Annotated in this window: 15 protein-coding genes; 9 read left to right on the top strand and 6 right to left on the bottom strand. The window is 61.4% G+C overall.

Annotated features, from left to right (window positions below; genetic code table 11):
- Positions 1 to 87 precede the first annotated feature (87 nt).
- Both CFI11_RS09975 and CFI11_RS09970 read left to right on the top strand, forming a co-directional pair.
- On the top strand, positions 88 to 1,269 hold the full coding sequence (locus CFI11_RS09975) for a cytochrome P450 (RefSeq protein WP_130405496.1): 1,182 nt from the start codon (positions 88 to 90) through the stop codon (positions 1,267 to 1,269).
- A 43-nt stretch (positions 1,270 to 1,312) separates the two neighbouring features.
- Positions 1,313 to 2,008, top strand: coding sequence for a M48 family metalloprotease (locus CFI11_RS09970; RefSeq protein WP_130405494.1), 696 nt, complete (start codon positions 1,313 to 1,315; stop codon positions 2,006 to 2,008).
- Here the strand turns inward: CFI11_RS09970 and CFI11_RS09965 are convergent.
- Genes CFI11_RS09965 through CFI11_RS09950 form a run of 4 tightly spaced genes read right to left on the bottom strand, consistent with a single transcriptional unit; the run spans position 2,005 to position 6,823 of the window.
- Entirely contained in the window at positions 2,005 to 2,544 is a 540-nt protein-coding gene (locus tag CFI11_RS09965) for an RSP_2648 family PIN domain-containing protein (protein ID WP_130405492.1), read from the bottom strand. The genes CFI11_RS09970 and CFI11_RS09965 overlap by 4 nt on opposite strands.
- The gene (locus CFI11_RS09960; protein WP_130405490.1) at positions 2,541 to 3,740 is read right to left on the bottom strand and encodes an RSP_2647 family RNA methyltransferase; all 1,200 of its coding nucleotides are present in this window, start codon (positions 3,738 to 3,740) and stop codon (positions 2,541 to 2,543) included. The genes CFI11_RS09965 and CFI11_RS09960 overlap by 4 nt, the downstream gene beginning before the upstream one ends.
- A 37-nt stretch (positions 3,741 to 3,777) precedes the next feature.
- Positions 3,778 to 4,050: a hypothetical protein gene (locus tag CFI11_RS09955; RefSeq protein ID WP_130405488.1), complete on the bottom strand. Its 273-nt coding sequence runs from the start codon at positions 4,048 to 4,050 to the stop codon at positions 3,778 to 3,780.
- Positions 4,040 to 6,823, bottom strand: coding sequence for a glutamine-synthetase adenylyltransferase (locus CFI11_RS09950; protein ID WP_130405486.1), 2,784 nt, complete (start codon positions 6,821 to 6,823; stop codon positions 4,040 to 4,042). The genes CFI11_RS09955 and CFI11_RS09950 overlap by 11 nt, the downstream gene beginning before the upstream one ends.
- An 80-nt stretch (positions 6,824 to 6,903) precedes the next feature.
- On the opposite strand from CFI11_RS09950, the gene CFI11_RS09945 reads away from it, so the two are divergent.
- The gene (locus CFI11_RS09945; protein ID WP_130405484.1) at positions 6,904 to 7,302 is read left to right on the top strand and encodes a YbaK/EbsC family protein; all 399 of its coding nucleotides are present in this window, start codon (positions 6,904 to 6,906) and stop codon (positions 7,300 to 7,302) included.
- A gap of 372 nt (positions 7,303 to 7,674) precedes the next feature.
- On the opposite strand, the gene CFI11_RS09940 is transcribed toward CFI11_RS09945, so the two are convergent.
- Positions 7,675 to 8,109 carry a hypothetical protein gene (locus tag CFI11_RS09940; RefSeq protein WP_130405482.1) on the bottom strand — a complete coding sequence of 145 codons (435 nt, stop codon included), beginning with the start codon at positions 8,107 to 8,109 and terminating at the stop codon, positions 7,675 to 7,677.
- Between the two features lie 46 nt (positions 8,110 to 8,155).
- Entirely contained in the window at positions 8,156 to 8,887 is a 732-nt protein-coding gene (locus CFI11_RS09935; RefSeq protein ID WP_165390235.1) for an XRE family transcriptional regulator, read from the bottom strand.
- 85 nt (positions 8,888 to 8,972) lie between these two features.
- Between CFI11_RS09935 and CFI11_RS24295 the strand changes: the two genes are divergently transcribed.
- The 6 genes from CFI11_RS24295 (at position 8,973) to CFI11_RS09910 (ending at position 13,393) form a co-directional block, all read left to right on the top strand.
- Entirely contained in the window at positions 8,973 to 9,233 is a 261-nt protein-coding gene (locus CFI11_RS24295) for a hypothetical protein (protein WP_165390234.1), read from the top strand.
- Positions 9,234 to 9,346: 113 nt separating this feature from the next.
- Positions 9,347 to 9,853, top strand: coding sequence for a hypothetical protein (locus CFI11_RS09930; protein ID WP_130405478.1), 507 nt, complete (start codon positions 9,347 to 9,349; stop codon positions 9,851 to 9,853).
- Positions 9,850 to 10,161 carry a hypothetical protein gene (locus tag CFI11_RS09925; RefSeq protein ID WP_130405476.1) on the top strand — a complete coding sequence of 104 codons (312 nt, stop codon included), beginning with the start codon at positions 9,850 to 9,852 and terminating at the stop codon, positions 10,159 to 10,161. Before CFI11_RS09930 ends, CFI11_RS09925 begins: the two co-directional genes overlap by 4 nt.
- Positions 10,161 to 10,409, top strand: coding sequence for a hypothetical protein (locus CFI11_RS09920; RefSeq protein ID WP_130405474.1), 249 nt, complete (start codon positions 10,161 to 10,163; stop codon positions 10,407 to 10,409). The genes CFI11_RS09925 and CFI11_RS09920 overlap by 1 nt, the downstream gene beginning before the upstream one ends.
- The gene (locus tag CFI11_RS09915) at positions 10,387 to 11,280 is read left to right on the top strand and encodes a ParB/RepB/Spo0J family partition protein (RefSeq protein WP_130405472.1); all 894 of its coding nucleotides are present in this window, start codon (positions 10,387 to 10,389) and stop codon (positions 11,278 to 11,280) included. Before CFI11_RS09920 ends, CFI11_RS09915 begins: the two co-directional genes overlap by 23 nt.
- The gene (locus tag CFI11_RS09910; protein ID WP_130405470.1) at positions 11,273 to 13,393 is read left to right on the top strand and encodes a transposase domain-containing protein; all 2,121 of its coding nucleotides are present in this window, start codon (positions 11,273 to 11,275) and stop codon (positions 13,391 to 13,393) included. The genes CFI11_RS09915 and CFI11_RS09910 overlap by 8 nt, the downstream gene beginning before the upstream one ends.
- The last annotated feature ends 51 nt before the right edge of the window (positions 13,394 to 13,444 follow it).

Here is a 13,444-nt window from a genome sequence, read left to right as displayed (position 1 = left end):
GCTGGTGGGTGACACATGTCCGGACACCGCCTCGCACCTTTGGAAGCTGTGCTTTTCAGTTACAAAACCTCTGCATAGCTTTGCCTCATGTCCGATGCTCCGATCACCGAGATTGACCTGGCCGCTTTCGCAGCAGACCCCTATCCGACCCTGGCCCGGATGCGGGCTGAGGCGCCCATCACCTTCGTGCCACAGCTCGGGGCCACGCTGCTGACCCGCCGTGACGACATTCACGTTCAGGAAAAACGCATCGACACTTTCTCGTCTCTCCAGCCCGAGGGGTTGATGACCCTGCTGATGGGCGAGAACATGATGCGAAAAGACGGGGAAGCTCATATGGCCGAGCGCAGGGCCCTGTTTCCGGCCCTCAGCCCGCGTACAGTGGCGGAACACTGGAAACCCCAATTCGAAGCGGCTGCACTCGATATCCTGAAGACCCTGGCCCCCAAGGGCAGATGCGATCTTGTCACCGACTATGCGATGCCCGTTTCAGCCGAAGCGCTCAAACTCATCACCGGCTTGACCGAGATGCAGGCAGCGGAAATGGATCAGGTCAGCCAGGCCATGATCGACGGATGTGCCAATTATGCCGGCCTGCCCGACGTTGAAGCGGCCTGCCATCGCGCGACGGCATTCATCGACCATCATATCGACCTTGGCCTCACCCGCATTGCCGATCAGCCTGATCGCTCGGCCCTGAGCGTGCAGCAACAGGCCGATCTGCCCCTGAACAGCTTGCGTGCAAACATAAAGCTGATCATTTCCGGCGGCCAGAACGAGCCGCGCGATGCGATCGCGGGCACCATCTGGGCGCTTCTGACCCATCCCGATCAATTGGATCTGATACGGTCCGGCCAAGCGACGTGGGGGGATGCGTTTGCGGAATATGCGCGCTGGATCTCACCCATCGGGATGTCGCCGCGACGTATCGCCCGACGCGACACGGTTCAGGGGGTGACGTTCACACCCGAGGACCGCGTTTTCCTGATGTTTGGCTCCGCCAACCGTGACGAGGCGCATTTTTCCGATCCCGACCGCTTTGACATCGGGCGCGACACCTCGGCCTCGATCCCGTTTGGCGCAGGTCCGCATTTCTGCGCCGGTGCCGCCGCGTCGCGCTGCCTGATCACTGAAATCGCTTTACCTTTAGCCTTCAAGCATCTGGATAATATGCGTCTTTCCGGTGATGTCATATTCAGTGGCTGGGCCTTTCGTGGCCCGACCACCGTGCCGGTCACCTGGGATCCGCCGGCGCCGCTGCGCGCCTGAACAAGCGCTTGCCGGATCGACGACGCGGCCCCATATTCAACACATGTTGAAGGTTACCCCGATCCTGCTGATGCTGCTCTATGGCTTCGTTATGTACCGTTTCTCGGTCTGGCGGACCAAGCGAGAGCTCGATACCCGCTCGACCGAATTGGCCGACCCCCGGCTTAAGGTTCTGACCGACCGGATGGCAACAGCCCTCGATCTCGACCGCATTCGCGTTCATGTCTATGAGATTGATCCCGTGAATGGCCTCGCCGCTCCGGACGGTCGGATTTTCATCACCCGCGGCTTTTATCGCAAGTTCCGGCAAGGTGAGGTCACCGCGGAAGAGCTTTCAAGCGTGATCGCACATGAGCTTGGACATGTGGCACTTGGACATGCGCGCCGGCGGATGATCGACTTTTCCGGCCAGAACGCCATGCGCATGGCCCTCGCGATGATCCTCAGCCGCTTTCTGCCGGGGATCGGGGTCTGGATTGCCAACGGGCTGACCACGCTTCTCGCGGCTCGCATGTCACGCAGCGACGAGTATGAAGCCGACGCTTACGCAGCCGCATTGCTGACCAAGGCCGGTATCGGCGTGGCGCCGCAGATCAGTCTCTTCGAAAAGCTTGAGGCACTGACCCAATCGCGGGCGGGTGCCGTGCCGGCATGGCTGATGAGCCACCCGAAGACCGAGCAGCGGATCGCCGCCCTGCGCAAGCTGGAAAACCGCTGGCAGATCGAGCATCAGCCCTAACCCAAGGCCTTTCCCAGACGCGGCAGGCGGGCTTTCTTGAGCAGCCTGCGCATTTCCCAGACCTCACCCGACATCGCGTTGGCCTGCGCCAGTACCTGCTCCGCCGCTTCCGCCACCAGGTCGGGCTTGGACTGCCAGACGCCATGCAAATAGCTGTCAGGGTCTATCCGGACGAGACCCTCTTCCGACAGGATATGGCGTGGAAAATCCTTGGCATTCAATGTCATGATCGCATCGCTTGATGTTTCGACCGCAACCGCAAGCACATGGATGTCGGCGGGGTCAGGTAGCCAAAGACGCTCTTCGCGCCCTGGCGCGGCGGGTGCTTCGGCATCGGGCCAGTCGCGCCGCAGCAACGCGATTTCGGCTCGCGCCTGCGCAGCCCCCATCGGTCCCAGCTTTTCAGCCGCGCGGGCCCATTCTTCGAGGATGTGCGCCGACCAGACCGGCGCAAACACCCCGCGGCGCGCAACAGCCAGCAGAACCTCCCGCATGACGGTGGGATAAAGGACGCAGGTATCCAGAACGATCTTCACAGCCGGAAGAACAGCGATTTCAGATAGCCACTTTCGGCCAGTTGCGGCAGCAGCGGGTGGTCCGGTCCGGCAAATCCCGTGTGGATCAGCATGCCCTGTCGCCCCGACCGCCCGATCCCCCTGACCGACGCGGCGCGAAAACGGCTCAGATCCGCGGCATGCGAACAGGAACACAGACCAAGATATCCGCCATCCGCCACCAAAGACGCTGCCAGCCGCGCCACGCGCTCATAGGCTCGCAATCCCGCATCAAGCGCCTGTTTCGAGGGCGCGAAGGCCGGCGGATCACAGATGACAACGTCGAACGAGGCCCCCTCTGCCGCAAGCTGGCTCATAACATCGAACGCATCGCCCTGACGTGTCGAGAAGCGGGTCGCGACCCCCGATGCCTCTGCCCCCTGCTCCGCCAAGGTCAGTGCCGGGGCCGAGCCATCGACGGCAAGAGCGGATGTCGCCCCCCCGGCCAAAGCGGCCAGCGAAAAGCCTCCGACATGGCTGAAGACATCAAGCACGCGCGCGCCATGTGAGAGCCTGGCTGCAAAGGCGTGATTGGGACGCTGATCAAAGAAGAGGCCCGTTTTCTGCCCGCCGGTCAGATCCGCCATGTAGGTTGCACCGTTCATAGGAACGGGCACCGGCCCGTCCGGCGCCTGGCCGCGCAGAACGACGTTGCGGTCATCCAGCCCCTCCAAAGCGCGCGTGCGGCCGGTTGCGTTTTTCAGGACAACCTGCGCGCCCGTCACCTTTTGCACCGCGCTGACCATGGGCTCCAGCTGAACCTCGGCCCAGGCGGCATTTGGCTGGATCACGCAGGTTTCGCCGAACCGGTCGATCACCACCCCGGGCAATCCGTCCGCTTCGGCATGGACCAGCCGGTAGAACGGGGCATCAAAGAGTTTCTCGCGCAGGGCCATGGCCCGCTCGAGGCGCCTTGCAAACCAAGCCTCATCAATCGCGGCTTCTGGATTGCGATCCAGCATCCGGCAGATCAGCTTTGAGGCCGGGTTTACGGTCACCAGCCCCAAGGGCTTGCGGGCCTCGTCCTCCAGAACGGCGAGGGTCCCCCCCGAAAGCGCCTTGGTCCGGCGGTCGGTGACCAGCTCATTCGCATAGACCCAGGGAAAGCCATGGCGGATCGCGCGGGCATTGGCCTTGGGTTTCAGTCGGACCACGGGGCGGGAGGAGATGTCGTTCATGAGATCCTCCTAGTCACTTTGTCCAGAAGGGAAAAGGTCAGTTGCGCGGCCGGGATCGCCAGCCGCCGCGACGCCGGGGCGCTTCCATACTCACCAGCCCCTCACGCATCACCGTCAACATCGGGTGATCCGGTGCATCCGACTGATATCGTTCCAGCAAGATCCTTAAGGCAGGACCGGTGTCGGTTTCCACCGGAAGGCTCAGCGCCCAGTCCAGAAAGATGCTACGACATTCCTCGAGCGTGATCCGGTCAATCCGGAACGCCTCGAAAATCAGCCCCTTGGGGTCTGTTTGGGGATCACCCTTCATGCCTGTCTCCCAGATGCAAGGCTGCGCCGATGATCCGATCGGCAGCCTGATAGCGTTGTTCTAGCTCCGCCGCCAGGGCGTCGACCCCGTCGAAACCGGTACTGCGGCACAAAAAAGCGGCGCCCCCATCGCCAATCTGCTCTTCTGTAAGCATCCGCCCGGTGATCAGCCGGCCTGCCATCTGCACCGCCCAGAAAAGCCTGTATGACGTCTGAAGAGTGTCAGCGTCATCCGCCTCAAGCCAACCCGCGCTCACCGCGGCGCGCAACCCTCTGGCCACGTCGCGGACCGGAGACCCGGCCATCAGCGCCCCCGCCTGCGCCAGAAGCTCGATATCCAGCATACGTCCCGGGCCCGTCTTGGCGTCCCAGACAGACGAGGCCGTCTTGGCCGCAGCGATCCGGGCCCGCATATCGGCAACACCGACCAACACTTCTTCTTCGGTCCGGTTGCGGCGGATGACGTCGCATCGGATCTCTTCGATCTTCTGTGCCAATACCTCTGGCCCGGACACAACACGCGCACGGGTCAGCGCAAGATGTTCCCAGATCCAGGCCTCGTTGGCCTGATAATTGGCAAAGCTGGCCCGGCTTGTGGCCACCGGTCCCTGATTGCCGGACGGCCGCAAACGCATGTCCACCTCGTAAAGCCGCCCCTCTGACATGGGCGCGGTCATTGCCGTGATCATGGCCTGGGTCAGACGCGCATAATAGCTGCGGGCGGCCAGGGGGCGCGGCCCATTTGACTGCTCTTCATCCAACGGATCATAGATCACGATAATGTCGAGATCGGATGTCGCATTTAACTGACCCGCACCCAGGGACCCCATGCCGAGCAACACCGCTCCGGCACCCGGCGGGTCGCCGTGCTTGCGGGCGAACTGAGCCACGACGGCGGGCCAAAGCGCCCGGATCACCGCGGCGGCAAGATCGGCATATTGCTGGCCGGCCTCCTGCGCATCGATCAGCCCACGCAGATGGTGGACACCGATCCGAAAGTGCCAATCCTTGGCCCACCGGCGCACGGCATCAAGCTGACGCTCATAATCGGTTTCCTGTTCCAAAACCTTGACAATTTCAGCCTCCAGCGCCTCCGCCCCAGGCCATTCGGCAAAAAACGTACCACCGATGACCGCGTCAAAGACGGACGCGTTGCGCGACAGATATGCGGCCAGGGCGGGCGCCGTACCGGCGATGTCAATCAGCAGATCAATCAGTTGAGGGTTGGATTCGAAAAGCGAGAACAGTTGCACCCCGGCCGGCAAGCCGGCCAGAAACCCGTCAAGCGCCGCAAGCGTCTGCTCGGGTCGGGCCGTCTTTTCCACCCGCTCCAGAAGTCCGGGCCTGAGCCGATCAAACAATTGGGCCGCTCGGGGCGAGCGCAGCGCCGGATATGTCGGCCAGCGCGCCGTGAGGCTGATGTCAAAGCTGGGCGCGGCACGTGGGGCGGTCTGGGCCGGTGCAAAGAAACCTTCGGTCAAGGCATGCACTTCGGTCAAACGGTCCTTGGTCTCCTGAATGAGCGCATCGGTGGTGCAATCCATCAGGCAGGCAATTCTGGCGATCCCTTCTTTGGTGGTTGGCATCGCATGCGTTTGGGCATCGTGGATCATCTGGATGCGGTGTTCGAGCGTCCGGTGGGCGATGTAATGCGTCGACAATGTCCTGGCGGTTTCCGCCGGGATCCAGTCGGCTTGCGCCAACAGGCTCAACCCCTCTTGCGTCCCTCTCGCCCGCAAACTGGCATCCCGTCCCCCCGAGATAAGCTGCCGCGTCTGCGTGAAAAACTCGATCTCACGAATACCGCCGCGCCCAAGCTTCATGTCATGTCCCGGCACGGTGATCGGCCCGGCTAACCCCTTGTGATCGCGGATCCGCAAACGCATGTCATGGGCGTCCCGAATGGCCGCGAAATCGAGATGTCGGCGCCAGACGAACGGCTGCAGCGTCTTGAGAAATCTGTCGCCTGCCTTGATGTCACCCGCTGCCGGACGCGCCTTGATATAAGCGGCCCTTTCCCAGGTCCGGCCCAGACTTTCGTAATAGCGCTCCGCCGCCTCCATCGCGATGCAGACGGGTGTGACCGACGGATCGGGGCGTAGACGCAGATCCGTGCGAAAGACGTAGCCTTCGGATGTCCTGTCACCCAGCATCGCCGCCATTGCGCGGGTGACGCGAACAAAGCTTTGGCGCGCTTCCATGTAATCTTCGGGCTCAAACCGCGTTTCGTCAAAGAGGCATATCAGGTCGATGTCCGACGAATAATTCAGCTCGAACGCGCCCATCTTCCCCATCGCCAGCGCCACGAAGCCGGCTGCATCTTCCAGATCGTCTTCGGTTTGGCCCGGAAACTTGCCCCGTTGCAAAAGCGGGCGCATGGCCGTGCGCACGGCCAGATTGCAGGCCAATGCCGCGAAATCAGTCAGCGCGCGCGTCACTTCGGTCAGGGACCAGGCGCCTGCAAGATCCGCCAACGCGGTGATCAGAGCGAGCCGCCGCTTGGCCCGCCGGAGTGCCGTTGGCATGGCATCTGCGGCCTGACCCGCCAGATCAGCCATTTCGGCGGCAAGCGCCCCTTCGGGATCGTTCAGGGCTTCGGGCAGCCATGTCTTTTCGCGCAGGATCAAGCCGTTCAGATAGGGGCTGGAGCCTGCCGCACCCGTCAGCAGCCCGGCAAGATCAGCCCCGGCGTCCGGCACTTCGGCCGCCACGGCTGCGCCCAACTCGGGATCAAAAGCGCGAGGGATACGGATCATACGGGTGGCGATGGACATGCCGAACCCTGTGCCGGAGCGGTGGCGGCGTCAATGTGCAAGGGCTTGCAAATCGTCCCCGAACGCGCCTTTCTGCGGCCATGAGCAAAAGCATGAAACGCGTTCGCCGCGCGCTTGAAGACGCGGGGCTTGTGGCCGACATCCGCGAGACCTCGCTTGCCCGTACCGCGCGGGATGCGGCACTGGCCATCGGATGCGAAGTCGATCAGATCGCCAAATCCATCATTTTCAGGGGCGAACAAAGCGGGCAAGCGCTTTTGTTTCTCACCGCAGGCGGCAACCAGGTCGATCCGGCCAAGGCCGCCGGTCTTGCCGGAGAGACCCTGGGCAAAGCCGATGCGACCCTGGTGCGCGCCCAGACAGGCTTTGCCATTGGCGGGGTGGCCCCTGTCGGTCATCTGAACCCGATCCGCTGTGCGGTGACACTGATATATGCAGTACCCGGAAGAGGCTTGATGAAGCCGGAAGGTGGCGGATAAGCGGCTGAAAAGGCGTCATAAAAGGGGCCGGCAAGAGTGGCCTGAGAGGGTGGTGTCGTTGTCAGGGAAAATGGGCGATTTCGGGTGCTTGGCAAAAATCGGGGGATTTTGTGACAGGCAAAGCTGCAGTGGCGGGGCGAACGCCTAAACCTCATTCAAACAACGATAAAAACCGTCTTTAACGGGGCATCGAGGGCCAAAATGGCGGTGCCTGGCGGAAATAAACTGGGACGTTGGCGTCCCAGTTGGCGGAAAACGACCCTGTAAGCAATTCCGTGCGTGAAAACAGATGCTTAACGAAGGAAGAACGAGCGTCGGCGGGAACGCTTTCTGGGACGCTTTCTGCGCAAAAACGGCCGATACAGTGCGAATTCAGTGGGTGGGTGGCGTCACGTCGAAACGCTGCTCCATCCGCTGGAGAATATCGCGACTGCGTGAAACCAATTCGTCCTCAGGGCAGTAGCCCAAAAGTTGCCGTCCCAGCAGCTGTCCCCCGAGGACAGCCATGGTCTTACGAGCAGCGAGCTCAATCTCAAGAGGAACGCTCTGGTCGTCTTGATAACCAATCTCGCGGACCCAAGTGGTCAAAGCATCTGTCACTGGTTTGATGCGGTCGGGCTGGCCTGGAGGGCCGCATGCTGTTGTTATGGCAACGGCCATGCCGTAGCCCTCAGCAAGTTCGATAGCCGATGCCAAGCGATCACGGGCATCGACGGCGTCACTGGCCCAAACGGGTGATACCAGGCAGAATGCGGCGATCAGAGAATTGAAAAGCAAACTGAGAATGCGGTTTGTTTGGTAAATCATTTTCGAAACTCCTTATGGTCAAAAATAATAATCGATTTCGAATTTGCTAGAGGGATGAAATGCAGGCGCGAACTCGGCCGGCAATTCTTAATGTTACGGCTTCCTCTTGCGAAACAAGATGGGGTGGGAAGAGCGGGTTATCGGAGATCATCAGTATTCCAGACTTTTGATCCTGCCCGACCAAAGACAGGCGTTTCACAAAAACCTCTTCTCCCAAAGTGAAAGCATAAATCTTGCCGTTCTCGATGGACATCTCGCCCCGGTGGACCAAGACCAGGTCGCCGTCAAAGATAGTCGGTGCCATGCTGTCGCCAGACACCCGAATAAGGCCGGCGAGATCTCCGTTGATACCATTCTGGATCAGCCACTGCGTGGTGAATGAGATGTGATCACCCACGTCATCGGAAACGGCGATCAAACCAGGCCCAGCGGAGGCTGAGATATCCCAGCGCCTTATCCGCTGGAACTCCACCCCGTCCATCGCAAAGTCACCATGGGCTGGTCGCGAAAGATCTGCCTGGGTCACCGCCGTAGTTCGACCTTTGAGAACGAGATCTTCGACAATCATCGGCCCAGATCCGTAAAGGAGCCATTCAGAGCTCAATCCGAAGCGGTTTCGTAGTCTTGAGAGCATATCTTGTGATGGTAGCGCGATACCTTTCTCGATTTTGGCTATGTACGCTTGTGATCGATCAATCGCATTTGCGACATCCATCTGCGTGAGCGTGTTCTTTTTTCTGAATAATTTCAGTCGTTCAGACGGTTCTTGGCCATCCATAAAAAAATTCCTGTTGTGAAAAACACAAATGGTGATACAACTTTTATCACCATAAGGTTTTCGGATGTCATCACAAGAGCAGTACATGCAAAATCCACAGCAAAAGTACCAGCCCGGGCTTGTCTTTTTTGACAGCTTCAAGGCCGGGTTGACCTTCCGGGGCAGTTCCATGCAGCTTTTCGCCGAAAAGCACTCGGTCAAGTATCAAAACATCCGGTTTTACGCGACCGGACACAGCAACGGCCCCAGGTCCGTAGCGATGCGAAACGCGATGATCGAGGAGGTCGGTCCCGAGCTGTTTCACACCTTATATCGCGCCAGAAAGAGCGTAGAGGCGGTGGTTTAATGGGCAACCCTGCACCATTGAGCCAGCAGCCCGGTAGCGTCTTCTATGATGCTGTGCGGGCGGGATTGCTTTTAAAGGGCATGTCCACGCGAGACTTCACTAACAAGCACGGCATGAAATTTGAGAACTTGCGGCGCTACGCGACCGGCCATACGGGTGGTATGAAGGGACACTCCGCATGCGACCTGATGGTCTACGAGATCGGTCAGGAGCTGTTTGCCACGCTCTATAGAGCTCGCTGGGAAGCCAAGTGGGGCTCGATCGACGACTTCCAACCAGTCACTCCCCCAGAGGATACCGGCACTAGGGTGTGTGCCGCTGAGGTATCCTCTGGCACCTCCCCCGGCGCGTCAGGGATGTCCGCGCCGGGGGCTTTTGAAACAGATCAGGAGCAGCCGGATCACGCGCCTCAAGAGGCCGAGCCGGAGCTTTGCAAAGACGACATTCTGACCTTCATCGATCCCACTCACGGGACGCCTCGGAGCCGTCTGGACCGGCTTCGGGACCATGCGCGCCGCATCGTACCTCACCTGTCGCCCTGGACCGGCGATGTGGTGGGGGCGGCGTGCCTTTTCATCGCCCTCTTTGTGGGGCTTTACATAGGAGCAGCATTGCAATGAATGCCACTTTCCCAACAACCGAAACCCTCCCTCATCTGACCCCGGCCGAGCAGCTGCAGGGCCTGATCGAGGCGCTCGATCTGGTGACGACGGCGGAGCGGACCTGTCAGGAATATCTCGACCAGACGGGCTTTCACGCGAACCCGGAGAGCCTGACCCGTCTGGAGCTGAATACCCTCGACGATCTGATCGAGGGGCAGGCCAAGGCGGAGAGCGAGGTGATCGCGCGTGCGAAGATCCTGCTGGGGTCGGGCACGCTGGCGGCGTGCCGGGAGATCCTGACGGTGGAAACCGCCGGGCGCCCCTGATGCATCATGGCCGCCTCGCCACCAGCCCCCGCCTGCGCCGAGCGCTGCGCGTGCTGCGCGAGGCGGACGGTGAAATCAGCACATGGGAGCTGGCCCATGAAGCCCGGATCTGCGCGGTGAATTCAGTCGTGGCGGAGCTGCGCGAGAATGGCTGCCAGATCTCCTGCCGGCAGGTGGTCGAGGATGGCCAGCGCCGATTTTTCTACACCCTTTTGAGATGTCCCGATGAAACACCCAAAACTGATTAAGATCGCAGATATTCCTCTCGAGCAGATCGAAGTCGTGGATCGCCAACGCCCGGTCTCCGATGCTGGCGTGGAAGGCTTGCGCGCCTCAATCGAAACGATCGGCCTGCAGTCAGAAATCCATGTCCGCAAACCTACTAAAAAAGATGGGCTTTACCGGCTGATCCTCGGTGGGCATCGCCTCGAGGCCTTCCGGCAGATGGGTCGTGAAACGATCCCGGCGAAGATCATTGAATGCACTTTGGAGGCTGCACGCCTCATGGAGGTCGACGAAAACCTTGCGCGCGCCGATCTCCAGCCGCTCGACCTCTGCGTCTTCCTTCATCGGCGCAAGACAATCTACGAGAAGGCCTATCCGGAGACCCAGCAAGGAGTTGCCGGATCGGCCGCTCGTTGGGGTGCAACGGACACGATGTCCGTTGCATCGTTTGTGCCGAACACGGCGCAAAAAACGGGCCTCTCGCAGCGGCACGTGCGGCGGCTTGTCGAAGTGGGTGGATCGCTCACCGAAGAAGACGTTTCGGCGCTTCGGGCTGCCGCTACAGACCCCATGCTCGCCGATTTGTTGGCTCTCGCCAAATGTAAGACCGCAAAGGCGCGCAGCGCGGCCTGCAAAGCCTTCTCCGAGGGTAAGGTAAAGAATGTCCGGGCGGCGCTGGCGCCGAAGCCGAAGGCCGAGCCCAAGAACGCCGAGCAGGAGCAGGAAAAGGCCCTGGACGCTGCCTTCAAGCGGGCTGGAAAGCGCGTCAAACGCCGCTTTGTCGAGGAGCATGCGACGGAGCTGGTGCGCCTGCTCGATGAGATCTCCCGCGGGGAGGAAGACGGACAGGTTCTGACGTTCCCGGGCCGCAAGCGGGGTGGTGAGCATGAGTGATCTCGAGCCTGAACGGGTCTGGTGGACGGCCAGCCAGATCGCGGAGGCAAAGCTGCCCGATCTGCCGACAACGAAGCGTCGCATTAATGACTTGGCCGAACGGGAGCGCTGGAACAATGATCCGGAGCTTTCGCGGCGCCGCCAGGGCAAAGGCGGGGGCTGGGAATACCACTGGAAACTCCTGCCGATCCGTGCCCAGCTGAAGCTGCTGGATGCGGCCAAATCGACGGCGCGCGCGCAGGCGACGGCGGAGGTCTGGCATCTCTTCGAGCAGGCGCCGGATCGGGATCGCGAGACGGCGCGGACGCGTCTTGAGATCCTGCAGAAGGTCGAGATGTTCCAGCAGGCCGGGTTCACGAAGGTTATCGCGGTCGACAAGGTCGCGCGGCTCAGCGGGATCAGCGATCGGACGATCTTTATTTGGCAAGAACGGGTGAAATTCGTCGATCACGGCGATGAGCTGCCCTATCTCCTGCCCCGCCAGCGCCTGGCCGTGCGCAAGGACATGAAAAAGCCCGTTTCAAAGGCGTTCATGGACTATTTGAAGAGCCTCTATCTGCGGCTCGAAGGCCCACCCTTCGCCGTATGCTACCGGCTGGCGGTCACCGAGGCCGAGAAAGAGAGCTGGACGGACATCCCGGCCCAACGGACGGCCCAACGGCGGCTGGAGGCGGATGTGCCGCGCGTCTCCCGTGTCTTCCTGCGCGAGGGTGAGGCCGGTCTGCTCAAGTGCTTTCCGCCCCAGATCCGCGATCGCAGCGAGATGGAGGCCATGGAAGGCGTGAATGCCGATTGCCACAAGATCGACGTCTTCGTCTCCTGGCCCGATGGCCGCATCACGCGGCCCCAGATCATCGCCTTTCAGGATATCTATTCCGGCAAGATCCTCAGCTGGCGCGTCGATCACGACCCGAACAAGGTCATGGTGATGGCAGCCTTCGGCGAGATGGTCGAGGAATTCGGCATCCCGCGTCACTGTCTGGTCGATAACGGCCGCGAATTCGCCAACAAATGGTTCACCGGCGGCGCCCCCACGCGGTTCCGCTTCAAGGTCCGCGAGGATGATCCGCTGGGCATCCTGCCGATGCTGGGGATCAAGATCCATTGGGCGCTGCCCGGCCACGGCCAGGCCAAGCCGATCGAGCGGGCCTTCCGCGATATCGCCAATAGCGTCGCGAAGGATCCGCGCTTCGCCGGCGCCTATGTGGGCAACCGCCCCGATGCCAAACCGGAAAACTACGGCAGCAAGGCGGTCCCGATCGACACATTCCTGGAAGTGCTCGACGAGGGGATCGCGGAGCACAACGCGCGTCAGGGACGGCGCTCGCCCACTTGTAACGGGCGGTCCTTCGATCAGACCTTCGCGGAGAGCTATGCCCAGGCCCGCATTCGCAAGGCGACGGACGCGCAGCGCGCGCTTTGGCTGATGGCCCAGCATGTGGGCAAGCTGCACAAGGACAACGGCCAGCTGCAGCTCCACGGGAATTTCTACTACGCCGACTGGATGAGCGAGATTGCCGGACAGAAGGTCGTGGCCCGGTTCAACCCGGAAGATCTGCATGCCGGCGTTCACATCTTCGATCTCGATGGTGTCTTCCTCGGCTATGCCGAATGCCGCCAGAAGGTCGGGTTCTTCGATCTCACCGGAGCCAGGGAGGCCGCCCGCAAGCGTGCGCGCATCCTCAAGGCCGAAAAGGCGCTCGCCAAGGAATATGCGCCCGTCCCGATCGAGGAGATCGCGGCCGGCATGGGCGGGGACACCCCCGCGCCTGCGCATCTCGAGGCCAAGGTGGTCGCGCCGGAGTTTAGAGGGACGGCCAAGCGGCCGAGCCCGAAGAAGCCCAGCTTCAATCCGCCCGAGACGCCGGAGCTCGATGCCCAGCAGGAGGCGCTGATCCTCGAAATGGAGGAGCGCCGCAAGGCGCAGATCGAGAAGGAGAAAGAGACGCCGGCCGATCGGTTCTGGCAGGCGATGGATATCCTGAAACGGATGGAGAATGGCGAGCCGATCGGCACCTGGGAGGCGGGCTGGATCGCCCGCTACCAGGACCATCCGGAGTTCACCAGCCGGCTGAGCATGTTCGAGCTCTACGGCGAGATCGGCGTGCATTAACGAAATGCCGCCGCCGGGACTGGACCTCCACGGCGACGGCGAGAGCAGTGT

The sequence above is a fragment of the Thalassococcus sp. S3 genome, assembly GCF_004216475.1.
Classification (GTDB): domain Bacteria; phylum Pseudomonadota; class Alphaproteobacteria; order Rhodobacterales; family Rhodobacteraceae.
This window is presented reverse-complemented; position numbering and strand designations above follow the sequence as displayed.